This window comes from Advenella kashmirensis WT001 (assembly GCF_000219915.2).
In the GTDB taxonomy this organism is placed as follows: Bacteria; Pseudomonadota; Gammaproteobacteria; order Burkholderiales; family Burkholderiaceae_B; genus Advenella; species Advenella kashmirensis.
The window spans coordinates 1,663,363-1,688,431 of record NC_017964.1; the positions used below are offsets into that span (position 1 = coordinate 1,663,363).

At 56.2% G+C, this 25,069-nt stretch carries 16 protein-coding genes and 7 pseudogenes; 10 read left to right on the forward strand and 13 right to left on the reverse strand.

The annotated features are described in order from the left end of the window. Positions 1–25 precede the first annotated feature (25 nt). A complete protein-coding gene (lplT, locus tag TKWG_RS07785; protein WP_014750319.1) occupies positions 26–1,339 on the reverse strand; it encodes a lysophospholipid transporter LplT in 1,314 nt (437 codons plus the stop codon). A gap of 573 nt (positions 1,340–1,912) precedes the next feature. On the opposite strand from lplT, the pseudogene smc reads away from it, so the two are divergent. The 3 genes and pseudogenes from smc to ligA all read left to right on the forward strand — a co-directional run. Next, a pseudogene (gene smc / locus TKWG_RS07795) lies at positions 1,913–5,438 on the forward strand (chromosome segregation protein SMC). A gap of 20 nt (positions 5,439–5,458) precedes the next feature. Beyond that, positions 5,459–6,454 carry a cell division protein ZipA C-terminal FtsZ-binding domain-containing protein gene (locus TKWG_RS07800; protein ID WP_014750321.1) on the forward strand — a complete coding sequence of 332 codons (996 nt, stop codon included), beginning with the start codon at positions 5,459–5,461 and terminating at the stop codon, positions 6,452–6,454. A gap of 121 nt (positions 6,455–6,575) precedes the next feature. Next, positions 6,576–8,590 (forward strand): annotated as a pseudogene (gene ligA, locus TKWG_RS07805) (NAD-dependent DNA ligase LigA); the annotation flags it as partial. 418 nt (positions 8,591–9,008) lie between these two features. Here the strand turns inward: ligA and TKWG_RS07810 are convergent. Genes TKWG_RS07810 through msrB form a run of 4 tightly spaced genes read right to left on the reverse strand, consistent with a single transcriptional unit; the run spans position 9,009 to position 11,098 of the window. Continuing rightward, a complete protein-coding gene (locus TKWG_RS07810) occupies positions 9,009–9,851 on the reverse strand; it encodes a peptidylprolyl isomerase (RefSeq protein WP_014750323.1) in 843 nt (280 codons plus the stop codon). Positions 9,852–9,865: 14 nt separating this feature from the next. Further along, complete coding sequence (locus tag TKWG_RS07815) at positions 9,866–10,132, reverse strand: BolA family protein (RefSeq protein WP_014750324.1); 267 nt, start codon at positions 10,130–10,132, stop codon at positions 9,866–9,868. Further along, positions 10,125–10,709 (reverse strand): septation protein A, encoded by a 585-nt coding sequence (locus TKWG_RS07820; RefSeq protein ID WP_014750325.1) that lies wholly within the window; start codon positions 10,707–10,709, stop codon positions 10,125–10,127. Before TKWG_RS07820 ends, TKWG_RS07815 begins: the two co-directional genes overlap by 8 nt. Continuing rightward, on the reverse strand, positions 10,706–11,098 hold the full coding sequence (gene msrB / locus TKWG_RS07825) for a peptide-methionine (R)-S-oxide reductase MsrB (RefSeq protein WP_014750326.1): 393 nt from the start codon (positions 11,096–11,098) through the stop codon (positions 10,706–10,708). The genes TKWG_RS07820 and msrB overlap by 4 nt, the downstream gene beginning before the upstream one ends. A 320-nt stretch (positions 11,099–11,418) precedes the next feature. Between msrB and TKWG_RS07830 the strand changes: the two are divergent. The 4 genes and pseudogenes from TKWG_RS07830 to TKWG_RS07845 all read left to right on the forward strand — a co-directional run bounded on the left by TKWG_RS07830 (position 11,419) and on the right by TKWG_RS07845 (position 16,264). Beyond that, positions 11,419–12,587 (forward strand): annotated as a pseudogene (locus TKWG_RS07830) (ABC transporter substrate-binding protein). Between the two features lie 32 nt (positions 12,588–12,619). Continuing rightward, positions 12,620–13,657 (forward strand): branched-chain amino acid ABC transporter permease, encoded by a 1,038-nt coding sequence (locus TKWG_RS07835; RefSeq protein ID WP_014750329.1) that lies wholly within the window; start codon positions 12,620–12,622, stop codon positions 13,655–13,657. A gap of 3 nt (positions 13,658–13,660) precedes the next feature. Continuing rightward, positions 13,661–15,509: pseudogene (locus TKWG_RS07840) on the forward strand (branched-chain amino acid ABC transporter ATP-binding protein/permease). Further along, positions 15,506–16,264, forward strand: a complete 759-nt coding sequence (locus TKWG_RS07845; RefSeq protein WP_014750330.1) for an ABC transporter ATP-binding protein — start codon at positions 15,506–15,508, stop codon at positions 16,262–16,264. Before TKWG_RS07840 ends, TKWG_RS07845 begins: the two are co-directional and overlap by 4 nt. An 84-nt stretch (positions 16,265–16,348) precedes the next feature. On the opposite strand, the gene TKWG_RS07850 is transcribed toward TKWG_RS07845, so the two are convergent. Next, positions 16,349–17,245 carry an MFS transporter gene (locus tag TKWG_RS07850; RefSeq protein ID WP_238534336.1) on the reverse strand — a complete coding sequence of 299 codons (897 nt, stop codon included), beginning with the start codon at positions 17,243–17,245 and terminating at the stop codon, positions 16,349–16,351. Then, a pseudogene (locus TKWG_RS23965) lies at positions 17,230–17,753 on the reverse strand (MFS transporter). Before TKWG_RS23965 ends, TKWG_RS07850 begins: the two are co-directional and overlap by 16 nt. Positions 17,754–17,820: 67 nt before the next feature. On the opposite strand from TKWG_RS23965, the gene TKWG_RS07855 reads away from it, so the two are divergent. Beyond that, on the forward strand, positions 17,821–18,261 hold the full coding sequence (locus TKWG_RS07855) for a helix-turn-helix domain-containing protein (RefSeq protein ID WP_041709992.1): 441 nt from the start codon (positions 17,821–17,823) through the stop codon (positions 18,259–18,261). A gap of 169 nt (positions 18,262–18,430) precedes the next feature. Here TKWG_RS07855 and nth read toward each other — a convergent pair whose 3' ends face one another. The 5 genes and pseudogenes from nth to fdxA form a co-directional block, all read right to left on the reverse strand. Then, the gene (nth, locus tag TKWG_RS07860; protein ID WP_014750332.1) at positions 18,431–19,174 is read right to left on the reverse strand and encodes an endonuclease III; all 744 of its coding nucleotides are present in this window, start codon (positions 19,172–19,174) and stop codon (positions 18,431–18,433) included. Beyond that, on the reverse strand, positions 19,171–19,887 hold the full coding sequence (gene rsxB, locus TKWG_RS07865; RefSeq protein WP_014750333.1) for an electron transport complex subunit RsxB: 717 nt from the start codon (positions 19,885–19,887) through the stop codon (positions 19,171–19,173). The genes nth and rsxB overlap by 4 nt, the downstream gene beginning before the upstream one ends. 74 nt (positions 19,888–19,961) lie before the next feature. Continuing rightward, positions 19,962–21,223, reverse strand: a pseudogene (locus tag TKWG_RS07870) (polyhydroxyalkanoate depolymerase). Positions 21,224–21,468: 245 nt separating this feature from the next. Then, positions 21,469–22,248, reverse strand: coding sequence for a ferredoxin--NADP reductase (locus TKWG_RS07875; RefSeq protein WP_014750334.1), 780 nt, complete (start codon positions 22,246–22,248; stop codon positions 21,469–21,471). 20 nt (positions 22,249–22,268) lie between these two features. Further along, positions 22,269–22,592: a ferredoxin FdxA gene (fdxA, locus tag TKWG_RS07880; RefSeq protein WP_014750335.1), complete on the reverse strand. Its 324-nt coding sequence runs from the start codon at positions 22,590–22,592 to the stop codon at positions 22,269–22,271. A 112-nt stretch (positions 22,593–22,704) separates the two neighbouring features. On the opposite strand from fdxA, the pseudogene pncB reads away from it, so the two are divergent. Together pncB and TKWG_RS07890 are read left to right on the forward strand one after the other, a co-directional pair. After that, a pseudogene (pncB, locus tag TKWG_RS07885) lies at positions 22,705–23,883 on the forward strand (nicotinate phosphoribosyltransferase); the annotation flags it as partial. Between the two features lie 86 nt (positions 23,884–23,969). After that, positions 23,970–24,320, forward strand: coding sequence for a RidA family protein (locus TKWG_RS07890; protein WP_014750337.1), 351 nt, complete (start codon positions 23,970–23,972; stop codon positions 24,318–24,320). 176 nt (positions 24,321–24,496) lie between these two features. Here the strand turns inward: TKWG_RS07890 and TKWG_RS07895 are convergent, their stop codons facing one another. Then, entirely contained in the window at positions 24,497–25,006 is a 510-nt protein-coding gene (locus tag TKWG_RS07895; protein ID WP_014750338.1) for a flavodoxin family protein, read from the reverse strand. Between the last annotated feature and the right edge of the window lie 63 nt (positions 25,007–25,069).

Sequence of the window (25,069 nt, forward strand, 5' to 3'; positions counted from 1 at the left end):
GGATATTCAAGCGAACGCTCAGGCGCTAATGCCCCGTCTGGGCCCGGCCATGACCTTCTTCACCAATTTCCGCAAAGGTCGCCGGATAGCGTCGCTGGTTGCGATAGCACCAGGCAATCACCAGCGTCATGAGCAGGGCGACAATGACGCCGAAAATAATAATGATAGTATTGATGTGCAAGCTCATTTCCAGCATGAACCAGTAGGCGGCCACCATGAACAAAATGTTCAATTGTTCGTTGAAGTTCTGTACGGCAATGGAATGGCCGGCCGACAAAAGAACATGTCCGCGGTGCTGCAGCAGTGCGTTAAGCGGCACTACGAAAAAGCCGGAAAGTCCGCCCACCAGGATCAGGGTGAAATATACCGCCCAGGTTTCCTTCACAATGGTCATCAGCATCACGGAAAAACCCATCACAACGCCGATAGGCAGCACATGTAATGCGCGCGTCAGCGGGACCCGACCGGCCAGAACTGAACCGACAATGGTGCCGATGGCCGCAACACCCATCAAATTGGCCGACTGGGCGATGCTCAGTTGCAAGTGATCCCGGCCCCATTGCAGCACGATCAGCTGCAAGGTGGCACCCGCGCCCCAGAAAAGGGTAGTGACCGCCAGTGAGATCTGTCCGACTTTATCCTGCCACAGGATGCGCACATAACTGGCAAATACGCTGAGCAGCTTCACTGGATTGGATTCCTGTTTCGGGTACACGAAGTGCGTATTGGGAATCAGTAAATTGCAGATAGCGGCCAGGATATAAATACCGCCAATGACAACAATAGCCGCCTCGGCCGGCGTTTTAGCCAGAACCGACATCCAGGGCAGGGCCAAAAGGAAATCGGATAGGGGCGGTTCGATCAGCTTGCCCCCCAGGACAACGCCGAAAATAATCGACAGCACTGTAAGCCCTTCAATCCAGCTGTTGCCCTTGACCAGATCCCGTGGAGGCAGCAGTTCGGTAACGATACCGTATTTGGCCGGAGAATAGGCAGCAGCGCCGATGCCCACCAGGGCATAGGAGAAACAGACGATGTAGGCGTGCAGGCTCTTGTCGGACGGCGCCAGCAAGGCGAAGCCGAACATCAGCAGGCAGCCGGAAATTTTAATGGCATTGGTGACAAACATGACCCGACCCTTTGGGAACGAGTCGGCGATGGCGCCAACGAACGCCGCCAGAATGACATAGGCGAACGCAAAAAACCATTTCATGGCGGGCGTCATCCAGTCGGGTCCGGAAAGTTCAGCGATAAGGGCGATGGCAGCGATAAAAAGCGCATTGTCGGCCAGGGACGAGAGCGCCTGTGCCAACATGACGAGAAAGAAACCTTTTTTCAAACTGAATATCCCGTTTTAACTTGTTATCGCTTACCCGGATCCGGTGGCAACACCGGACGATAAAGTAACCATATGTCGTGGTCATGAAATGGTGCCGGCAGAAAGACCAGACTGGTGCCGGGTTTTCCGTCGTGCTCAATCGCAACATAATATCAGGTTCAGTGGTGTTTCGTTACCCAATGGCCCCCACTACAGGTGAATTAGATTCAAACAAATGCGCCAGCAATAGACCAGCGCAGTGAGCTGCCAACCAAATTTCTCTATCCGGCCATGTAGCAGGCTGAAATATTTATTGCCGGACAGGTAGCCGCCCGGCACCGGCTGCGCATGCGGCAGTGAGCGATTGCCATGCGCGCCGGAACGCGTCAAGGCTTGCGTTGGCGGCCACAAGCCGGTATGTCGCTGCAGGCTTGGGCGAGGACTTGCGCCCTGCGCAAATATTGCTATTATGACTTTTGTTTACTATCAAATCGGATCGCCTGGGTTATCATACTGGGCTGGAGCCTGACTGTCGGGCCGGACCTGTATCGGCACCGCTTCAGGGCATTTTTTTTACTTTGTATTGTTTCCTACGTGCGTCTCACCCAACTCAAACTAGCTGGATTCAAGTCTTTTGTTGATCCTACGGTCATTCCGGTGCCCAGCCAGATGGTGGGCGTGGTTGGTCCCAATGGCTGCGGCAAATCCAATATTATCGATGCCGTACGCTGGGTGCTGGGAGAAACGCGCGCCTCTGAACTGCGCGGCGAATCCATGCAGGACGTGATCTTCAATGGATCGGGAAACCGAAAGCCCGCAGCACGGGCGTCGGTTGAACTGGTCTTTGACAACAGCGACGGGCGTGCGGTCGGGCAGTGGAGTACTTACGGAGAAATCGCCGTCAGACGAGTGCTGACACGCGACGGCACTAGTAGCTATTACGTCAACAACCAGCAGGTACGCCGCAAGGATATTCACGATATTTTCCTGGGTACCGGTCTGGGCGCGCGTGGCTACGCCATCATTGGCCAGGGCATGATCAATCGCCTGATTGAGGCCAAGCCCGAAGAGCTGCGTGTGTATCTGGAAGAGGCCGCTGGCGTTTCCAGATATAAGGAGCGGCGTCGTGAGACTGAAAATCGTCTGGGCGATACCCGCGAGAACCTGACCCGTGTCGAAGACATTATGCGCGAACTTGAGTCGCAGCTGAACCGGCTGGAAGCGCAGGCCGAGGTGGCGCGCAAGTATCGTGACCTGCAGAACGACGGTGAAAAAAAGCAGCATGTACTCTGGTTGATCCGCGAAGAAAATGCCCGCGCCGATCAGGAGAAAAAAGCCCAGGAGATCGAGAAGGCCCAGACAGAACTGGAGGCCTCGCTCGCAGAACTGCGCGCTTCAGAAAGCGAAGTGGAAAAACGCCGACAGGCGCATTACCAGGCCAGCGACGCAGTGCACGCAGCCCAGGCTGCCATGTACGAGGCCAATACCACGGTCAGCCGCCTTGAGACCGAAATCCGCCATGTGGTGGATGCGCGCAACCGTTTGCAGGCGCGCAAGACGACACTCAATACCCAAATGCAGGAATGGCAGGATCAGCTGACGCACTGCACGGAACAGATTGCCGAGCTCGAAGAAGAGCTGGCCGCCGCAGCCGAGCGCGCAGCCATGGTCCAGGATGAACTGGAATCGCGCCAGGCCGACATGCCTGAAGTGGAAGAAAAAGTGCGCAGCGCGTCGGCAAGCCGCGAAACCATGCGATCCGAGCTGGCCCGCGTTGAGCAAAAGCTGGCGCTCACGGCCCAGGCGCAGCGTGATGCCGACCGCCAGTTGCAGCAGCTGGAGCAACGCCGGGAACGCCTGGAACGGGAACTGGGCGAGATCCAGAGCCCCGATGCAGGACGGCTTGAACAACTGACCGGTGACCGCAACGCGGCCGAAGCCCAGCTGGAAGAAGTACAGGCAAGCCTGCAGGACATGGAGGAGCGCTTGCCGCAGCTGGACGAGGCACGCCGCAGCGCACAAACGAATTCGCAAAAGGAAACGCAGGATGTGGCCAGGCTTGAAGCCCGGCTAAGCGCGCTTAGCGCCCTGCAGGAAGATGTGCAGAAGAAGGGGCGCTTGAACCCTGGCTGCAAAAGCATGATCTGGCCGGTTTTGGCCGGCTTTGGCAACAAATACATATTGAACCGGGCTGGGAAGCTGCGCTGGAATCCGTATTGCGTGAGCGCTTAACTGCGCTGCCCTGCGCGACCTGGATATGGCGCGCGCCTTTACGGACGATCCGCCACCGTCGCGCCTGGCGTTCTACCAGAAGCCGACAGCCGAGGCGCTGCCGGCGGCGTTGCCGGGCCATACGCCGCTGCTGTCGCTGCTGCGCTGCAACGATCCTGATCTGAAAAGCCTGCTGGGACGCTGGTTGCAAGGCGTCTACACGGCTTCATCGCTGACCGAAGCGCTGGGGCAGCGGCAGTCGTTGCCGGTCGGCGTGCAATTGGTGGTGCGCGAAGGACATGTGACCGATGCGCATGGCCTGTGCTTTTATGCGGCCGATTCCGAGCAGGCAGGTATGCTGGCTCGCCAGCAGGAAATTGACAACCTTAAGCGCGAAATCAAGGCGCGCCAGCTGATAGCCGATCAGGCTGTTACCCAGCTGGCTCGCAGTGAAGCAGCCTGGACAGCGCTGTCGCAATCGATGACACCGGCGCGCCAGCGCCTGTCTGAGCTGACCCGTCGGGTGCATGATCTGCAGATGGAGCATTCCCGGTTGCACGCACAGATGCAGCAAAGCGAAGAGCGCAACGCACGCATCAACGAAGATCTGGCCGACATCCGCATACAGCAGGAAGAATTGCTGGCCCAGAAGGAAGAGTCCGAAGCCGGTTTTGAAACACTGGACAATGAGCTGGCCACGCTACAGGAAGCCTATGCTGAAGCGGAAATGGCCGGCGAGACGCTGGCCGAAACGGCTGAAGCCGCGCGTCAGCAAATTCGCGAGCTGGAGCGTAGCGTACAGGAAGCGGGTTTTACCCAGCGTGGTCTGACCTCGCGGATTGCTGATCTGACCCGCAACAGAGACCTGGCCGGCAACCAGATCAACCAGGCCCGTAATGAACTGGAAAACCTGGAAACCGAGCTGTTTGATTTCGACGAGTCCGCCACCCAGGCCGGGCTGCAGGATGCGCTGGAAACCCGGGTGATCCGTGAGGAAGCGCTGGCTGCTGCTCGTCTTGAGTTGGACAATCTGGCTGCCACGCTGCGCGGTGCTGATGAAACGCGCATGCGCACCGAGCAGTCGCTGGAGCCGCGCCGCGCCCATATTATGCAATTGCAGCTGGATGAACAGGCTGCCCGGCTGGCGGTAGAGCAGTTTTCCGAGCAACTGGACGAACACGAGGTTGATCGGGCGGCACTCAAGATCGAGATGAACGATTTGCCCGAAGACTGGTCCAAAGTGACTTGGCTGCATGCCGAAGTGCAGAAAATTTCCCGGCAGATCGAAGCATTGGGATCGGTCAATCTGGCCGCCCTGGACGAACTGAACGAGTCGCGCGAACGCAAGGGGTTTCTGGATGCGCAACACGCGGATCTGACCGAGGCCATCGAGACGCTGGAAGACGCAATTCGTCGCATTGATCGGGAAACGCGCGATCTGTTGCAGGAAACGTTCAATCAGGTCAATACGCATTTTGGTGAGCTCTTTCCGAAGCTGTTCGGCGGCGGCGAGGCGCGCCTGTCCATGACCGGCGAGGAGATTCTGGATGCCGGCGTGCAGGTCATGGCGCAACCGCCGGGCAAGCGCAACAGCACGATTCATCTGCTGTCAGGCGGTGAGAAGGCATTGACTGCCACGGCACTGGTATTCGCGTTGTTCAAGCTGAATCCGGCGCCATTCTGCCTGCTGGACGAGGTGGATGCGCCGCTGGACGATGCCAATACCGAAAGGTACGCCAACCTGGTTGGCAGCATGAGCGAACAGACGCAGTTTTTATTTATTTCTCATAATAAAATAGCCATGCAGATGGCTAAGCAGTTAATCGGTGTTACGATGCAAGAACAAGGGGTTTCCCGAATTGTTGCTGTGGATATCGAGTCCGCCGTACAGCTTGTTGGCGAAGCGTAAACAAAAGGGTCAATCACACAATGAGTAATTTGCAACTGGCTTTAATTGCGATCGGAATCGTGCTGATTCTGCTGGTGCTGCTGTTCAATTGGTGGCAGGACCAACGAGTGCGCAGGCAAATGCACGAGCAGTTCAGTATGGGCGACGAACATGAGAATGACGTCCTGCTCAAGGATCGTAAACCGGTTGCGCCAGTGCATAAAGCGCCGGTTGATCGGCAGGATCCGGTCTTTGCCAGCGACCTGGATGAGCCTGCGGCCACAGCACCTGTCGCCACCTCTGCAACCGCGCCAATGCCGGTCCATGATATGGAAGGACAGCATGACGAAGAGGCCGTGGACGAAATGACCGAAGGCGTTATCGAGTTGCATTTTGCGGCTCCTGTTGGTGGCGCCGATCTGCACCGTTACACCCGAAGCGCCCTGTACGCCGGTTCCAAGCCATTGCGCTTTTTTGCCGAAACTGACGACGGCCTGCATCGTGCTGATTTGCGCGCTGACGAGAATTATGTATCGTTGCAGATGGCCGTTTTGTTGGCTAATCGCTCCGGTGCGCTGGGCGAAATCGAATGGTCGCAGGCCTGGGCCAAGGCCGATGAAATTGCTCACGAATTTGATGCCAGCGTTGAAAGCCCCGATGTGCCTGCCTTGCTGCGTCGCGCCGGGAAGCTGGATCAGGTCTGCGCCAATCTCGATACGCAAGTAGGCCTGACTGTGCAACTGGCGCAGCCCCATCCTGTTCGTAGCGTGATTGACGTTGCCCGCGCCAAGGGCTTTACTGAGTACCGCAACGGCCTGGCGTGGATGAACCATGACGGTCTGCCGCGCTTTGTCCTGTTGCTGGCCGGAGAGCATGCCGATGATCCGGCAAATGCCGGTGTCAGCCGCGTGGACCTGCTGCTGGATGTTCCCTGCAGTCCGCCGGACGACACGCCTTTTGCGCGCATGATGGCCGTGGCCCGTGATCTGGCGCTGTCGCTTGACGGCCAGTTGATTGATGATTCCGGCCGCCTGTGATGGAAGGGTCCGAACACGCGATTGATGAACAGATTCGCGGTATTTACCAAGAGTTGGAGCAGCAGGGTCTGCAAGCCGGCTCGCCACGCGCCTTGCGGGTCTTCTCCTAAAGGCATGTGTCATGACGCAGGGCAAAGAACAACAGTTGCAGGCCGAACTGGAGCGCCTGCGTGCACAAATTAATACACACAATCACGCGTATCACGTTATGGATGCGCCAACAATCAGCGATACGGAATTTGACGGCCTGATGCAGCGGTTGCTGGCCATCGAGGCCGAGCATCCTGAATGGGTCAATGCCGATTCTCCGTCGCAGCGTGTGGGTAGCGCGCCATTGCCTTTTTTTGACAGTGTCCGTCACGCCGTACCCATGCTGTCGCTGGGCAATGCATTCAGCAGCGAAGAAGTGACTGCCTTCGACAAACGCGTGAGTGACGCCCTGCGTGCTGCCGGCATGCTCGAGCCGGCAGAAAAAGTGGAATATAACTGCGAAGTCAAAATGGACGGGCTGGCCATCAGCATCCGTTACGAGAACGGTCGCCTGGTGCGCGCCGCCACTCGTGGTGATGGCTTGTCCGGCGAAGATGTGACTGCCAATATCCGCACCTTGCGCTCGGTCCCGCTCACGCTCTCGCCAGGTTTTCCAGCGGTGCTGGAAGTGCGCGGCGAAGTGCTCATGCACCGCAGCGACTTTGAAAAACTCAACAAACAACAGGCCGCAGCCGGGGACAAGACCTTTGTCAATCCGCGCAATGCGGCGGCAGGTAGCCTGCGCCAGTTGGATCCGCGGCTTACAGCCAAACGGCCTCTGCGATTTTTCGCCTACGGCTGGGGACAACTGGATGGGCTTGTCGCCCCGTTGCCCGAGACCCATTCCGGCATGCTTGACTGGTTATCTTCCCTGGGTTTGTCCGTGGGCAAGTACCGCAAGCGCGTCACCGGTGCAGATGCGCTGCTGGCCTTTTATGAAGAAATCGGCCAGACGCGAATGAGTCTGCCCTTTGATATTGACGGGGTGGTGTATAAGGTCAATTCGCTGAAGGCACAGACGGAACTGGGCTTTGTTTCGCGCGCACCCCGGTTTGCGTTGGCCCACAAGTTTGCTGCCGAAGAAGCGACGACCGTGCTACTGGATATCGAGGTGCAGGTGGGCCGCACCGGGGCGCTCACGCCGGTGGCCCGGCTCCAGCCTGTCTTTGTCGGCGGCGTGACAGTAACCAATGCAACCCTGCATAATGAAGACGAAATCCGCCGCAAGGATGTAAGAATTGGCGATACCGTGGTCGTGCGCCGGGCCGGCGATGTGATCCCGGAAGTGCTGCGTCCGGTACTGGAAATGCGGCCGGCCGATGCCCGGCTGTTTGCCATGGTGACGCAGTGTCCGGTGTGCGGCTCTGCGGTGGAGCGTTTGCCCGACGAGGCAGCAACCCGCTGTACGGGTGGCCTTTTTTGTGCCGCCCAGCGCAAGCAAAGCTTGTTGCATGCCGCAGGGCGCAAGGCCCTGGATATTGAAGGGCTGGGTGAAAAACTGATTGACCAGCTGGTTGATCACGACTGGGTTCGCTCAATCGCCGATCTGTATTCGCTGTCGGTAGAAAAGGTCATGGGGCTGGATCGGATGGGCCGCAAGTCGGCAGAAAACCTGATCGCGGCCATTGAAGAAAGCAAGCACGTAGAGTTGTCCCGCATCGTGTATGCGCTGGGCATCCGTCATGTGGGCGAAACAACGGCACGGGATCTGGCGCGTTACTTTGGCTCGCTTGATGCCCTGATTGCCGCCGATGAAGCTGCTTTTCTTCAGGTCAATGATGTCGGGCCGGTAGTGGCCGAATCGCTACGGGCATTTTTTGCTGAGCCCCATAATATTGCGGTGCTCGATGCGCTGCGCGCAGCCGGCGTAACCGTCAAAATGCCCGAGTCTGTCAAAAGCACGGTGCTGCAGGGCAAGACATTTGTCCTGACCGGTACATTGCCGACGCTGACGCGCGACGAAGCTGGCAAGCTGATCATGGAAGCCGGCGGCAAGGTAAGCGGCAGCGTATCAAAAAAACCAGCTATGTGGTTGCCGGTGAAGAGGCTGGCAGCAAGCTGGAGAAAGCCCGTGATCTGTCCGTGCCGGTACTTGACGAAGAAGGCTGCTGGACTTGCTCAGACAATAAGTCGGCCCAGGTCGGCCAATGCCGACAGTGCCTGACATCCCGATTATCGGCGTCGCTCGTCCTTTCATCTCTCAGATCACACAGATCAAGCCATAGCAGGATACATTGGTGTACCTGTTGAATCTTGCCCGATAGGGTGCGCCAGGTGAGTTACCCGGCCGGCTCTGCTTACCGGAAAAATCGGTTTGATGCGTACTTGGGTGGTAAGCTGCAGCAGCGCGTGTCCTATCTCTGGCACATCCAAAAGGTGATCTATCCTGTCTGTCAGGCGGCCCGTATCAGGATCCCATCCTGACCTCCACAATAAAAAATCCCCCATCGGCCCTGATAACGGTAGATGGGGGATAGTCGTCATTGACGGGATAAATCGGATAAAGAACCCGACTTACAATACCTTACTGCTTGGGTGCCTCTACTGCGGGCGCTTCCGCAGGTTTGTCGGCAGCGCCTTCAGCAGCGGTTTTCTCAATCTTGGCTTCGTCACGCAGTTTTTTCATTTGTTCCTGCAGTGACTGCTGACTGAGCATTTGGCTGATTTGCGGTTTGGCTTCTTCCAGGGTTGGCACCTTGACCGGACGTGAGTCGGTCACCTGGATGATGTGCCAGCCAAATTGGCTTTTAACAGGCTTGTCCAGCAACTGACCTTTTTTCGCCGCTTTTACAGCTTCGGCAAATTCAGGCACATAGTTTTCGGCAGGAGCCCAGCCCAGATCGCCACCGTTTTTGCCACTCCCAGGGTCAATGGAGTTTTTCTTGGCGGCATCGGCAAAGCTGACCTTTTTGGCCTTGATATCTTTCAGCAGCTTATTGGCGGCTGTTTCGTCTTTGACCAGGATGTGTTTGACCTGATATTCCTGTTCACCGGCGGACTGGGCCTTGAACTCGTCATAGGCTTTTTTAATGTCGTCATCACTGACCGGATGAGTCTTGGCCCAGTCACGCATCATGGAGCCAATCAGAATTTCCTGGCGGGCATTTTCGATGGCGAACTGCACTTCAGGGTTTTTGTCTACGCCCTGTTTTTCGGCTTCCTGGGACAGGACGGCACTATTGATCAGCTGTTCTGTAATCTGTTCGCGCAGCGCTGGGCTGTCTGTCGCGCCACGGGCAATGAGCGTTTTCACTGCCGTATCTACCTGATCTTTGGTAATGGCTTTACCATTCACAGTGGCCACGTTCTGGGCCAAGGCCGGGACTGTCATGGCGCAAGTTACAGCAAGTAAAATAAAACGTTTCATAGTTTTCCTTTTGGTTAAGAAATCGGTAGGGTCTGTATGGACAGTGCATGAATCGGGTAGGGAATCAAATCTCCCAGCGCATCATAAACCAGACGCTGACTGGCTACCCTGGACAATCCATTAAAGCGGGCAGAGCGGATACTCAGGCGGTAATGGCCCGCGCCATTGCTGGCGCCTGCATGCCCTTTGTGCAGATGGGACTCGTCTTCAATGTCAAGCGTCTGCGGTTCCAGCGAAGCCAGGCGCTCACGGATCAGTGCGATGCGATCTGTGTCAGTCATTGGTTTTCTCCGGCAAGGCAACGGGCCCGGGCGTTGCAGGCACTTCCTGCATATGACGGCCCAGCCAGACTGATTGGCCAATCGCAAAAATGACCAGCAGAATGGTCATGCCAAAGGCCTTGAAGGCCGCCCACTGCTCCAGTGTAAAGTACCCGGAAAAGGCTACCACTAAATTGAGGGCGCCGGCAAACAGGAAAAAGCCGGCCCAGGTATCAGACAAGCGATCCCAGATACGATCCGGCAGGCGCATTTGCGTTGCCAGCATTTTGCGCAATACGTTTTTGTTCATCAGCAGACGCGCACCCAGCAGGATCAGGGCAAACATCCAGTACAGCACCGTGGGCTTCCATTTGACGAAGGTGTCGTTATGGAAATATATGGTGGCACCGCCAAACACCACGATAATGATTACGTTCATCCAGTTGGTGGCTTCTATCGGGCGACCGCGCAATTTCAGCCACAGTATCTGCAGGACGCTGCAGGCAATGGCAACCCAGGTTGCCACGTAGATGTCTGCAACCTTGAAGGCCACAAAAAAGAGGACCAGTGGGAAAAAATCGAACAGGAGTTTTTTCATTCTGCAGGGTCAAAGCGAAGGGACAGCGAATTGATGCAATAGCGCAGGCCGGTGGGAGGAGGGCCATCGGGGAAAACATGACCAAGATGCGCATCGCAGACATTGCACAGCACTTCGGTGCGCGTCATGCCGTGAGAGGTGTCGACTTCTTCGCGCACATTGTGCGGATTAAGGGGCTCAAAATAACTGGGCCAGCCGCAGCCGGCGTCAAATTTCGTATCTGACGCAAACAGTGGTGTTCCGCAGGCGACGCAGGTATAAATACCGGGCTGAAAATGATCCCAGTACTCTCCTGTGAAGGCGCGCTCTGTGCCTTTCTGCCGCGTGACGTGGTAGCTTTCCGGAGAGAGCAGTTCACGCCATTGCTGTTCGGACTTGATGACTTTCAATGGTGGCCTTTACATCAAAAACGGTGGCGGCTGTCAGGATAAACGCTGAACCGCCGTACCGGGTTTCTTTAAATAAAATGCCTGCAGCCTGCCGGTCGCACGCTGCTTGGGGCACCCTGCGCCTTGTATTCAAAAATGCAGGCTGTAACCATTCTATTTTAAAGTAAATTGGGGCCTCATTCCTGAATTACCAGGACAAAACTGTATGATTACGCGTTTAAGTGTGACATATTATTGTCCACCGGTTTGACTATAGCGTGCATCCCATTATCTTAAGACAGTTGTAATTTAGCGAAATCATAATATTTGAGAGACAAATCATGAAAAAGTTCCTGCCCTGCCTGCTTGGCGTTGCACTTGCCGCCAGCGCTCATTCGGCACTTGCCGAGGATGCAACGGTTAATGTAGGCGTCGTGGTGTCGGCTACCGGCCCGGCCGCGTCGCTGGGTATTGCCGAGCGCAACACCGTGGCGCTGCTGCCGCGTCAGATCGGATCAACCAAGGTCAACTATACCATTCTTGACGATGCGACCGACGCTACGCAGGCAGTGCGCAATATGCGCAAGCTGATCAGCGAAAATAATGCAGATGTGATTATCGGCACCACTGCCACGCCCGGTTCGCTGGCGATGATTGATGTCGCAGCGGAAAAGAAAATTCCCATGATCAGCCTGGCCGCTAGCGCCAGCATTGTCCAGCCCGTGGAGGGCGCACGCACCTGGTCGTTCAAGACGCCGCAAAATGATGTGTTGATGGCCACCGCCGTGGTGCAGGCGATGGAAAAAGCCGGAACCGGCAAAATCGGTTTCATTGGTTTTTCCGATGCCTATGGCCAGAACTGGCTCAAGGAGCTCAAAAATGCACTGCAGGGCAAGCCGATAGAGATCGTAGCAACGGAGAGTTACGCCCGTCCTGATACCAGTGTGACCGGCCAGGTGCTCAAGCTACTGGCCGCCAAACCCGATGCCATTCTGATTGCCGGTTCCGGTACGGCAGCAGCACTACCGCAGCGCGAACTCAAGCAGCGCGGCTTCAAAGGGCAGATCTATCAGACCCATGGGGCCGGCAACAGCGAGTTTTTGAAAATGTGTGGCAGCGCCTGCGAAGGACTGGTTTTGCCGGCAGGCCCGATTCTGGTTGCGGATCAGTTGCCGCCGGCCAATCCCATGCGCGTTACCGGCCTGGACTATACACAGAAATATGAGGCGCAATACGGCAAGGGCTCGGTCAGTGGGTTCGGCGGACATATGAGCGATGCTGGTGCGCTGGTTGCTGCTGCCATTCCCAAGGCGCTGGCAGGGGGTGCGAAACCCGGCACCGAGGCTTTCGCCAGGCGCTGCGCGATGCGCTGGAAAACACCAAGGATGTGGTCGGCGTGCATGGTGTATTTAACATGTCTGCCAAAGACCATTCAGGGCTGGACGAACGCGCCCGGGTGCTGTTGCGCGTCAAGAACGGCCAGTGGGAATTTGCCCAGGACCTGAACTAAAGAAAAACCGCAGGCAAAACAACGGAAAGACAATGGATTGGTCAATCGCAAAGATTCTCATGCAGGACGGGCTGGTGACGGGCGTCATTTATGCATTGCTGGCAGTATCGCTGGTGCTGGTGTTTGCTGTCACGCGCATTATTCTGATTGTGCAGGGGGAGTTCGTGACCTATGGGGCACTTACCTTTGCGGTCCTGGCCGATGATCAGGTGCCGGGCACCCGCTGGCTGCTGGTGATTGCCGGTCTGCTGGTCTTTGTGCGCGAACTGTGGCTGGTATTCCGTGGCAAGCCCGCGGCGACACTGATCCGGTCTGCGCTGTTTTGCCTGGTGTTGCCCATTATCGTATTCTTCGCGGTGCCGGCTGTTTTGGGTACAACGCCTTCGCTCTGGATCAAGGCATTGATGACCTTGTTCCTGGTCGTCCCGCTGGGTCCCATGCTTTACAAGCTTGCCTATGAATCCATGGCCGACAGTTCGGTGCTGGCGCTTTTTGTGATTTCCATTGCCGTGCACTTTGTTTTCGTTGGCATGGGCCTGGCTTTTTTCGGGGCCGAAGGGCGTTTGGTTGCCCAGCCATTTTTTGACGGCCAGCTTGAACTGTTCGGTCTGAACTGGACGTATCAAAGCCTGTTCGTGATCGCGATGACAGCTATTATTATCGCTGCGTTGTGGCTGTTTTTCGGCTATACCCTGTACGGCAAGGCATTGCGCGCGACCGCTGTGAATCGGCGCGGCGCGCGGCTGGTCGGCATCAGCACCAATATGTCCGGTTTTCTTACCTTTTTGCTGTCGTCCATTGTGGGGGTGCTCTCGGGCATCATGATTGTCTCGTTTATTTCGATTACCTACGAAACTGGTTTCATGATTGGTCTGAAGGGCTTTGTGGGGGCCATCATCGGTGGACTGATGAGCTATCCGATAGCCGCTGCCGGCGCGCTGCTGGTAGGCATTATTGAATCGTTTTCCACCTTCTGGGCAAGTGAGTACAAGGAAGTGATTGTTTTTGCGCTGATCATCCCGGTATTGCTGATTCTGTCTGTGACCAGCCGTCACGACGAAGAGGAGTAAGCCATGAAAAAATGGTCTGTACTGGTGTTTATCGTGCTGCTGGCCCTGCTGCCGGTGGTGCCCGGCGTACCCGAATTCTGGATCAATCAACTCAATGCGATCGGCATTGCCAGTCTGGTCGTTATCGGCTTGGTGGTATTAACCGGCGTGGGCGGGCTGACCTCGTTTGGTCAGGCAACGTTTGTTGGTATCGGTGCCTACGCGACCGCGTGGCTGTCTGCCACTATGGACGGCTCACCCTGGCTGGAGACTGGTGCTGGGCATTGTGTTGACATTGCTGCTGGCTTTTATATTGGCGCAGGTGACATTGCGCCTGTCTGGGCATTATCTGTCGCTGGCGACGATCGCCGTCTGCCTGATTTTCTATTACCTGTACGGGAACATGCCGTTTCTGGGGCGGCATGACGGCATTCCGGGCATCCCGCCAATTTCGTTGTTTGGCTATCCATTGTTGCAGGCCCAAAGTATTTATTATCTGATCTGGCTGGTCGTGCTGCTGGCGGCCTGGACGGCAATCAACTTGCTGGATTCACGCAGCGGTCGCGCTATTCGCGCCTTGAAAAATGGCGAAAAAATGGCCGCTTCATTCGGCGTGCATACATTCGGCTACAAGGTAATCGCCTTTGTATACGCGGCTGTGCTGGCTGGCCTGGCCGGCTGGCTGTATGCGCACGAGCAGCGCGCAGTCAGCCCCAGCACGTTCGGCATCAATTATGGTATTGAGTATCTGTTCATGATGGTGGTGGGCAGTGTATCTTCTGTCTGGGGCGGCATTTTTGGCGCCGCCGTCATTCTGACGCTCAAAGACCAGATCCAGGACATTGCGCCGCGCCTGTTTGATACATCTACCAACTTTGAGCTGATTGTTTTTGGCGTGCTGGTGGTGTTGGTGTTGCATCATGCGCGGGAAGGACTATGGCCGATCGTGACCCGTTTTTTTTCCGGCAACAGCCAACGCAAGGTGGCCAGTGGCGCTTTAACGCAATGGTGGGCCGATGCGCCGTTATTGCCTAAAACCGACAGGCCCCCGGCAGGCCGACCGTTGCTGCAGGTAACGCAATTACGCAAGGAGTTTGGCGGGCTGGTCGCGGTGAACGATATCTCCTTTAGCGTGGCTGCCGGTCAGATTGTGGGTCTGATCGGGCCCAATGGCGCCGGTAAAAGCACGACCTTCAATCTGATTACCGGTGTCATGCCATTGACGCGTGGTTCGATTGTCTTTCGCGATAAACCCCTGAAGGCGGCAAGGGCAGAAGATATTGCCCGATTGGGTATCGCTCGTACCTTTCAGCATACCCAATTGCTGCCGCAGATGAGTGTGCTGGAAAATGTAGCGTTGGGCGCGCATCTGCGGCGCTCGGCCGGCGCCATACGCAGCATCTTGCGGCTGGATCGGCGTGATGAGGCAGCTCTGCTGCGCGAAGCAGCCGTTCAGCTGGAGCGCGTTGGGCTGGGCGATTGCATGTTCGAGCTGGCTGGCAATCTGCCGCTGGGCAAACAGCGGATCGTGGAAGTGGCAAGGGCGCTGGCGCTTGATCCAACACTGTTGTTGCTGGATGAGCCGGCAGCGGGCCTGCGTTATATGGAAAAACAGGAACTGGCTGCCGTGTTGTCTGCGTTACGTGACGAGGGCATGAGCATCCTGCTGGTAGAGCACGATATGGACTTTGTAATGAAACTGACCAGCCATTTGGTGGTGATGGATTTCGGCACAAAAATTGCAGAAGGCACACCGGCACAGATTCAGCAGAACGACAAAGTCCTGCAAGCCTACCTGGGCGGGATTGACGATGATGTTATTACAGATGAAATTGCGATCGACACGACCGACAATAATGAGGTACGCGTATGAGCCGGTTACTGGAAGCACATAATATTAATGCGCAATACGGCAAGGTGCTTGCGGTCAATGACGTATCTCTGGCCATGGATCAGGGGCAGGTCGTGACGGTGATTGGCGCCAATGGCGCCGGCAAATCAACGCTGCTCAATACCCTGATGGGCGCCTTGCCGACCTCTGGTCGTGCCCACGGGCGCATTCTATATCGCGGCCAGGACATCAGCCGGATGCCCGTGGAAGAGCGCGTGGCGGCAGGCCTGTGCCTGGTGCCGGAAAAGCGCGAGCTGTTTACCAGCATGTCGGTGCAGGACAATCTGCTGCTTGGCGGGTTTCGCCAGTATCGCCAGCGCGTTGCCGGCTGGCGCGATACGCTGGACCAGGTTTACCAGCTGTTTCCGCGTTTGCTGGAGCGTCGCGATCAGCGCGCCGGCACGCTCTCCGGTGGCGAGCGGCAAATGCTGGCCGTAGGTCGCGCGATGATGGCCAAGCCCACTTTGCTCATGCTCGATGAACCCAGTCTGGGACTGGCGCCGCGCGTGGTGCAGGAAGTGTTTCGCATTATCTTGCGACTGCGCGAGACCGGCGTGTCGATACTGCTGGTCGAGCAGAATGCGCGAGCCGCGCTGCAGGCTTCCGATTACGGTTATGTGCTGGAAATGGGCGAAGTAGCGATGGAAGGCTCATCGCAGATTCTGCGTACCGATCCCAAGGTGGCGCAAAGTTATCTGGGGCTCGGCCACGGCAATAGCAATCAGGCGCAGGACTGACCCATATCGAAGACACTGTTGTTGCAACTGGGCAGTGAGAAACAGGACTGGCTTGCGTCGATAGCATCTGGCAGGGCGCTTGCATTATGCTCCGTACTGCTTTGATTGCGTCGGGCGTATGCACCAGGACAGAATAAGGGCCAACAGGCAAATTCCGGCGATAATTACAAACGTGATTGTAAATGCCTGGGCGATACCCTCTGTGGCAGTGTCAGTGATGTCCTGTGGTCCAAGTGCCATGGAGAACACGCCCGACATGAGCGATGCCCCGGTCATCAACCCCAGGTTGCGTGACAATCCCAGCAAACCCGAGAGAAGTCCGCGTTGGGCCTGAGATGCGCCCAGCATGATGACAGTGCTGTTGGCTGCCAGAAAAAGCTGAAAACCCGGAGTCAATAGCATCAGCGCCACGATGTAGCCGGCTACGCCCAGCCACCGCGGGAAATAGGCCAGTGCGATCAGGCCGAGTGTGGTCTGAATCAGGCCCGCCATGCGTGTGCGCTGCGCGCCAATGCGGTCGGCCAGCCGGCCCGCCGGCACCCCGGAGATAGCGGCCACCAGCGGGCCGACTGCCATCACCAGGCCGATTCCTGCTTCATTCATGCCAAGCCCGAAGGACAGGAAAAAAGGCCCGATGACCAGGGTGGCCATCATCGGAATGGACACCAGCAGATTCATCAGCAGCGCCGTGCCCGTTTGCGGGTCACGCAAGTGTACGAGCGGCACCAGGGGTGAGGGCGCTTGCGACTGGACCCGAAGAAACAGGACAAGCGTGCCGGCAGCGCACACCAGGAGCAGGGGTGCATCCATTGTCGTATTGCCGCCGCCGACCGTGCCCAGTCCGTACAGAATGAGCGTTGCCGTCAACAGAACTGCGCCCTTCCAGTCTGGCGTGGTGGGGGCCAGACTTTTGTTGCTGGGAACTGCTGGAATGACCCTTGCTGCCAATAGCAACAGACCAGCGCCTAGCAGGGCCAGCATGATAAACGCTGCACGCCAGCCCATACTGCCAATGAGCACACCACCGAGCGAGGGACCCAGGCAGTGCCGATAGCAGACATGGTGCCGAATAGTCCCATCGCTGAGCCGACCCGCTCTCTTGTTACGAACGCGTGGGCAATGGAAATGGGCAATGCCATCAGAGTCGCACCACCCACGCCCTGGAGCACTCGCCCCAGCACCAGCATATCCAGCGTCGGGGCAGCGGCGCAAAGCCTGATGCCAGCACAAAGAGCGTCAACCCGACAATGAGCACACGGCGATGACCGATAAGGTCACCAAGTTTGCCTGCCAGGACGATTGCGACCGTGATTGTGATCAGGTACGCAAGCATGACCCATTGCACCGCGGGCAGCGTTGCATTGAAATCCCGCGTTAGAGCCGGTAGCGCCACCGTGGCGATGCTCACGCCAAGTGATGCCAGCAGCATTGCGCCGGCCAGCGCCGTCAATAAGAGCGTAGTTGCTTGTTTGCCGGGAAGTGCATTCATGATTTTTCCTTGCCTGTGGATGTTCTGGCAAGTATTATGCAACTTCAAGCCAACTTTAAGTCAAGCCATGAATCTGATTGATATTGCCGCGCTGTCCCAAAGCAGTGGCGTTCCCACGTCAACGCTGCGCTACTATGAAGAACTCGGACTGATCCAATCCTGCGCACGGCATGGTCTGAGGCGCCAGTACGACGAGCAAACCCTTACCCAACTGGCATTAATATCCCTGGGAAAGGCAGCCGGTTTTTCTCTGGAGCAGATCAAGGGAATGTTCGGACAGGACGGAGCGCCGAATCTGTCTCGCCCTGTTTTGCGTGACCGTGCTGATGCCATTGACGATCAGGTTCGCCGATTAAAGGCGCTCCGGGATACGCTACGGCATGTGGCAGAGTGCCCCGCGCCCAGTCATATGCAATGTCCGAAGTTTCTACAGCTTTTGCGCGTCATACAGCCGAAGGCTGGCGACGCAAAACCCAAGCGTTCGCAAAGGCAAAGACAGGGCAAGTGATTCGTCTACCGTTATCAACCCGCATCGATCGAAGTGTTAGTGAAATGCAAATACCGATGGTTGTCTGGTGATCTAAAAATACACAGGGCAGTGTCTGGCATCCGCTTTTGCAAAAGTGAAATGGGGCTGCTGCTTTTTAAGCATGGGTGCGAAGGTTCGCAGAACGCTGTTATGCCACTGCCATCGTGGTTTTTTTTACCGGTTTTGCACTCTTTTTTAATGCGGCTTTCTTTGCTGGTGGGGTTGCGCCCGTTTTTCTGGCTGGTTGACGCTTAGCGCCGCCCAGATTCTTTTCCTTAAACTCACACAGGTCTTCAATCCCGCATTGCGTGCACTTGGGTGCGCGCGCCACGCAAATATACCGGCCATGCAGAATCAGCCAATGATGTGCATCCAGCAAGTACTCCCTGGGCACGAAGCGCATGAGCTTGTCTTCAACTTCACGGACGTTTTTGCCCGGCGCCAGGCCGGTGCGATTTGACACCCGAAAAATATGTGTGTCCACGGCCATGGCTGGCTGGCCAAAAGCGGTATTGAGGACAACGTTGGCGGTTTTTCGTCCGACACCGGGTAGCGTCTCAAGCGCTTCGCGATTATCGGGCACAACGCCCTGGTATTGCTCCTGCAGGATGGCACAGGTGGCCAGTGCATTCTTAGCCTTGGTTTTATAAAGCCCGATAGTACGAATCTTTTCGGTGAAGGTCTCCAGTCCCATATCCAGAATGTCTTGCGGGGTTTTACAGGTGTTGAAAATATGGCGGGTGGCCAGGTTGACCGATTTGTCGGTCGCCTGCGCCGACAGCAATACGGCGATCAGCAACTGGAATGTGTTTTCGTATTCAAGCTCGGTGGTGGGGTTGGCATTGGCGGCGGCCAGTCGTTCGAAAATGAGTTTGCGTTTTGCTGCATTCATGAAGTACTACCCGATGGATTGGTTGTTTTGCGACGTGCGCGTGCCCGTTGCAATGCCAGTGCAATGGCTGCTTTTTTGGCGTCTTCGGCGGTGGGCGCGCTCGCCTGGGCCGAATCTGTCTGGTGAGTAGCAGGCTGCTCGGAATGTGCGTCCAGGGCGCTTGTCTGCTGGTTGGCGGCTGTCGTCTGGGCGCTTGCTCGATGCATCCTTTCTTCTTTTTCCGCAGCGTTCAGTTGCAGGCGCTGTGCCCGTTGTTCATGGCGCGTTCGAGCCGCATTTGCGTCGTCCTGCGTCCATGGGCGATTGGCATCGACCATGGCGATGCAGTCTACCGGACAGGGGGCAACACACAGCTCGCAACCCGAACATAAATCGGGAATGATCGTGTGCATGAATTTATTGGCCCCCATAATGGCATCCACAGGACAGGCCTGGATACACAGGGTACAGCCGATACAATGGGCTTCATCGATCACCGCCACGAGCAAGGGTCCGGGCTGGCCACAGGATTCATCCAGCGGCAAAACGGGCGTATTGAGCACCGCGGCCAGCTTTTCAATGCCGGCATCGCCACCAGGCGGACAGCGGTTGATTAGCGTGGTGCCGGCCGCCAGGGCCTGGGCGTACGGACGGCACCCGTCGTAGCCGCATTGGGTGCATTGTGTTTGGGGTAACACCGCGTCTATGCGGTCGATCAGGAGGGCATGGTTCATAGGAGGCAATAAAAAAGGACGCAGCCAAAGCTACGTCCCTCTTATTGTACCGAAAACGGCAGCGCCAGTTGCTTTCAGGCGGCAGCAACAGCCTGACTTACGCTCTTTTCTTCGGTTTCGGTGATAAAAGCTTCTACCACGGGGAAAATTTGCTTTCTCCACTTGGAACCCGAGAAAATGCCATAGTGACCACAGCCTTTAGCCAGAAAGTGCTTCCTGTCCTCCTTTTTGAGGCCGGAACATAGTTTCTGGGCCGCTTCGGTCTGGCCATAGCCAGTGATGTCGTCGTTTTCACCTTCGATCGTCAACAGGCGGGTTTGGGTAATGTCCTGGGGTTTGACCAGTTCATTGCGCACTTGCCATTCGCCTTTGGGCAGCAGGTGATCCTGGAATACGACGCGGATGGTGTCCAGGTAATATTCAGCGGGCAGGTCCAGCACCGCATTATATTCATCATAAAACCGCCGATGGTGTTCTGCTTCGGACAACTGGTCGGACATCAGGTTCATGTAGAAGTCATAATGTGCTTCCATATGCTTGTCCGGATTCATGGCAACAAATCCGGCATGTTGCAGAAAACCGGGGTAAACCTTGCGACCGGCGCCGGGATAGCGGCCGGGCACAACGTGAATCAGCTTGTTTTCGAACCAGGAAAACGGGTTTGAATCTGCCAGGCTATTGACCTGTGTAGGCGATAGACGAGTATCGATGGGGCCGCCCATCATGATCATGGATTTGGGCATGGCATGGTGCTCGCCGGCAGAGGCCATGAGCGAGACGGCGGCCAGCACCGGTACGGTGGGCTGGCAGACAGACATGATATGCATGTCGGGCCGACAACGTGGATGAATTCACGAACATAGTCCACGTAGTCATCCAGATGAAATGGTCCCTTGCTGGGTGGCACCATGCGGGCGTCTACCCAGTCAGTAATGTAGACATCGAAACTGGTCAGCATGGTTTTGACCGTGTCGCGCAATAGGGTGGCATGGTGGCCCGACAGGGGGGCCACGATAAGCACTTTTGGATCGCCGCCCGGATTCTTGCTGTGTTCGCGTTCGAAGTGAATCAGATTGCAGAAGGGCTTGGCCTGGGTGGTGGTAATCGTGATATTGCTTTTTTTGCCACCCACCGTGACAGTGTCGATATTCCACTCGGGTTTTTCGTAATCTTTGCCCAGGCGATGGAACAGTTCAAAGCCGGCGGCAATGTTTTTTGACAGAGGAAGGTAGGTGTAGGGGCTGAAGGGGTTGGTGAAGAGATTTGAACCGATTTGTGTGAACGATGCCATCGGCGAAAGAAAACTGCGGGTTAGCTCATGGAGCTGGTAAAGCATGATCATATTCGGTCCATATCCAACGAAGGTCGGCGTTCAATGAAAAAAATTCTAACACTCGCTACGGGCAAGAATGTGAAATATGTGCGCGCATTTGTTAAGAATCGCCAAGAAACGATAATATGTTGCTGCGCAGCAATAGGTACGAAGCAAATATTACCAAGATTTTTCATGAAATACCATGCGGTTATATACGGACTTACCCGCCTGGCCGAGTACAACGGGCACAAATGTGCCCGGGATCTTTACCAGTAGTTTTCCACCGCCAGTGTGCCGGCAACGCCGCGGCGGCCGGGGGCAAAGCCACGATCGGCAAGGATTTTGCGAGCGTCCTTGACCATTGCCGGGTTGCCGCAGAGCATGACACGGGCCACCGCCGGATCCAGGCTGGCGCCGGCCAGTTGTTCCAGTTGGCCCGATTCGATCAATGCCGTAATGCGAGCCTGCGGCATCCCTGCCAGCGGCTCGCGAGAGGGGACCGGCAGGTACACGAACTGTTGGTCACTGGCCGCATGGGAGCGGGCAAAGCGGGCAATATCGTCCTGATAGGTCAGTTCATCGGCCTGCCTGACGCCATGCACCAGGATGATGCGTTCAAACTGCCGCCAGGTTTGCGGATCGTCCAGCATGGGCAGGTACGCAGACAGGCCGGTGCCCGTGGCCAGCATCCACAATTGGCCTCCCTGGGGGAATCGCTCAATGGTCATGAAGCCAAAGGCGGTTTTGTCGATATACACGGCATCGCCCACCTTCAGGTCATGCAGGCGCGGGCTGAACTGGCCATCCGGGACCACAATGGAATAAAACGCCAATTCATTGGCTTGCGGCGGGGTGACCATGGAATAAGCACGCCAGATATCGGGTTTGGCATCGGGCTGCGGGTTTTCCGGCAGGCCGAGCCGGGCGAACTGCCCGGGAATAAACGCGAAGGCGGGATCCTTGGTCGTAACGATAGAGAAAAGTTTCCCGGGAATCCACTCTGTACGGGCAGTAACGATCTGGCTTGTGTATTTTTCCTGTGTCATACGGCGGCGCGTGCCTTCTGTCAACGTTCGAGGTATTGCAGTTTATTTTCTTTTCCGTTCCATTCGTCGGCGTCAGGCAAAGGCTTGACAGACCGGCTGATGGTCGTAAAATCAGCACTGAGCTCGGCGTTGAGGGCGATAAACTTCATTTGATCCTGGGGTACGTCTTCTTCAGCGAAAATGGCGTTCGCAGGACATTCGGGTATACAGACGGCGCAATCGATGCATTCGTCCGGATCGATAATCAGAAAATTAGGGCCTTCCTTGAAGCAATCCACCGGGCAGACATCGACGCAATCGGTGTATTTACATTTGATGCAGTTTTCGGTCACGACGTGAGTCATTACCACTCCAGATTAAATATTTATTTGTCAAATTAGGATTTTACCTAATCTTTAGGGGAATATGCTCAAAACCCTATAGCTGTGATATGGTTATGAAAACACCTATGACGTTACCATGATCATCCAATCCCTACTCGATACAGACCTGTACAAGTTCAGCATGATGCAGGTGGTACTGCATCACTTTCCGGGGGCCCAGGTCGAATACCGCTTCAAATGCCGCTCCAAGGGCATTGACCTGCAGCCGTATATCGAAGAAATCCGCAGTGAAATCCACGCGTTGTGCCAACTGAAGTTCTCCGAAGACGAGTTGGACTATCTGCGTAATCTGCGCTTTATCAAAGGGGATTTTGTCGAGTTTCTGGGGCTGTTTCATCTGCCCGAAAAATGCATATCCGTCACCCCAGGGCAGGAACCCGGCGAAATTTCAATTGAAGTCAAAGGTTCCTGGCTGCATACCATCCTGTTCGAAATACCCGTACTGGCCATTGTCAATGAGGTGTATTTTCGCAACAAGGCGCCGGATCTGGACTACGAAGAGGGGCGACGACGCCTCGAAGAAAAAATTCAGCTGATCACCAGCTCGGCCGATATGGCCAACTTCAAGGTGGCCGAATACGGCACCCGCCGCCGTTTTTCCGGTGAGTGGCATCACGAAGTGGTGCAGACACTGCAAAAACAGATGGGCATTAACTTTGCGGGCAGCAGCAATGTGCTGATGGCCAAGCAATACGGTGTGACGCCTTTGGGAACCATGGGCCACGAGTACTTGCAGGCCTGCCAGGCATTGGGGCCGCGCCTGCGCGACTCTCAGGTGTTTGCGCTGGAAAAATGGGCCATGGAATATCGCGGCGACCTGGGAATTGCGCTGTCCGATGTGTACGGCACCAATGCATTCCTGCGTGACTTTGATATGTATTTCTGCAAGCTGTTCGATGGCGCCCGGCATGATTCGGGCGATCCGTTCGAATGGGGCGAGCGGCTGCTGGCCCACTACCGCAATAACCGGGTCGATCCGTCCACCAAGACCTTGGTGTTTTCCGACGGCCTGAGTTTCCCGGTAGCCATGGATATTCATCGGCGCTTTAGCGGGCGCTGCAAGGTCTCCTTCGGGATTGGCACCAACCTGACCAATGATCTGGGTGTCAAGCCACTGCAGATCGTGATGAAAATGGTGCGTTGCAATGGGCAGCCGGTCGCCAAGGTATCGGACGAACCGGAAAAAACCATGTGCGACGATCCGGCCTATCTGACTTATCTGAGGCACGTCTTTGACTTGCCGCCGGCGTGATTGAAAAACGACATTCTGTTTGCGCCGCAACGGCGCCGGCTGTGTGATAATGCACGCTTTCGACAACGTTCAAACAGGAGTCAGTCATGAGTGAGATCAAGCGTACCAACGTAGGCAGCCGCCTTTCCGATATGGCCGTATTCAACGGCGTAGCCTATCTTGCCGGCCAGGTGCCCGACGATGCCACGCTCGATATGGAAGGCCAGACCAAACAGGTGCTGACCACCATTGATGCCCTGCTCAAGGAAGCGGGCACCAGCAAGGAGCGTTTGCTGATGGTGCAGATCTTCGTGGCCAATATGAAAGAATTCGATCAAATGAATAAGGCTTGGGACGAGTGGGTATCAAAAGAAAATGCCCCGCCGCGCGCCACTATAGAGGCTCGCCTGGCCAACCCTGACTATAAAGTGGAAATCGTCGCAACAGCGGCGCTGTAAGCCTGCAGCTTATCTGATGTTGTGCAAGTAGGGCCCCGGCCAGTCACACGCTGGGGCCTGACGCCCGTCGACGATATCGGTGGGCGCCAGACACACTATCTACCCCACAAGATAAAAAAGGTGACGCCGGCAGGCCAATGCCTGATCAATAGGCCGCAAGGTGGTGCAACAAAGGCTTATAGCAGCGCAAAAAGGGTTGCGCCGATTTCCCCCGCCTGCTGCCGCTGTGCCTCGGAAAGCGTTTTGGGCGCCAGAATGGCCGCTTCAGTATCACTGCGCATGTTCAGGATAATGCCGGGCACCCGCTCATTGAGCCGCCAGCCGCTGCAGATGCGGCGCACCTGGCGCAGCGCACCTTCGCCGTCGCTGCCGGCGGTAATGATCACGCTGAAAATGCGACCTTCTATGCGGTGCAGCACCGGATAATACAGCCGATCCAGGCACTCTTTCATCTGGCCGCTGAGCGACGCCAGATTTTCCGGTGCGCAAAACAAGTATGCGTTTGCTTCAAGCATATCCTGGGGGGTTACGTCGCAGGCGCGCTTCAGGTAGACGTTATGGTGCTCGCCTAGTTCCCTGCGAATGGCCAGCGCTGCATCGTATGCCTGCCTTGCGGCGGCTTCAGCGGCCCCGGTTCTGGAGTGCCACACGATCAGCAGCGCGCTGCCGGTAATTTCATTTGACATAGATTAAAGTGCGGGCTGTTTATCTGTTTTACTTTACTCATCAAATTGTCTACCGGATAAACA

Excerpts from the sequence above, each read along its gene's own strand:
- TKWG_RS07800 (WP_014750321.1), top strand. The coding sequence starts at position 5,459 with ATGAGTAATTTGCAACTGGCTTTAATTGCGATCGGAATCGTGCTGATT.
- TKWG_RS07810 (WP_014750323.1), bottom strand. The coding sequence starts at position 9,851 with ATGAAACGTTTTATTTTACTTGCTGTAACTTGCGCCATGACAGTCCCG.
- TKWG_RS07815 (WP_014750324.1), bottom strand. The coding sequence starts at position 10,132 with ATGACTGACACAGATCGCATCGCACTGATCCGTGAGCGCCTGGCTTCG.
- TKWG_RS07820 (WP_014750325.1), bottom strand. The coding sequence starts at position 10,709 with ATGAAAAAACTCCTGTTCGATTTTTTCCCACTGGTCCTCTTTTTTGTG.
- TKWG_RS07835 (WP_014750329.1), top strand. The coding sequence starts at position 12,620 with ATGGATTGGTCAATCGCAAAGATTCTCATGCAGGACGGGCTGGTGACG.
- TKWG_RS07845 (WP_014750330.1), top strand. The coding sequence starts at position 15,506 with ATGAGCCGGTTACTGGAAGCACATAATATTAATGCGCAATACGGCAAG.
- TKWG_RS07850 (WP_238534336.1), bottom strand. The coding sequence starts at position 17,245 with ATGCTGGCCCTGCTAGGCGCTGGTCTGTTGCTATTGGCAGCAAGGGTC.
- TKWG_RS07855 (WP_041709992.1), top strand. The coding sequence starts at position 17,821 with ATGAATCTGATTGATATTGCCGCGCTGTCCCAAAGCAGTGGCGTTCCC.
- nth (WP_014750332.1), bottom strand. The coding sequence starts at position 19,174 with ATGAATGCAGCAAAACGCAAACTCATTTTCGAACGACTGGCCGCCGCC.
- rsxB (WP_014750333.1), bottom strand. The coding sequence starts at position 19,887 with ATGAACCATGCCCTCCTGATCGACCGCATAGACGCGGTGTTACCCCAA.
- TKWG_RS07875 (WP_014750334.1), bottom strand. The coding sequence starts at position 22,248 with ATGACACAGGAAAAATACACAAGCCAGATCGTTACTGCCCGTACAGAG.
- fdxA (WP_014750335.1), bottom strand. The coding sequence starts at position 22,592 with ATGACTCACGTCGTGACCGAAAACTGCATCAAATGTAAATACACCGAT.
- TKWG_RS07890 (WP_014750337.1), top strand. The coding sequence starts at position 23,970 with ATGAGTGAGATCAAGCGTACCAACGTAGGCAGCCGCCTTTCCGATATG.
- TKWG_RS07895 (WP_014750338.1), bottom strand. The coding sequence starts at position 25,006 with ATGTCAAATGAAATTACCGGCAGCGCGCTGCTGATCGTGTGGCACTCC.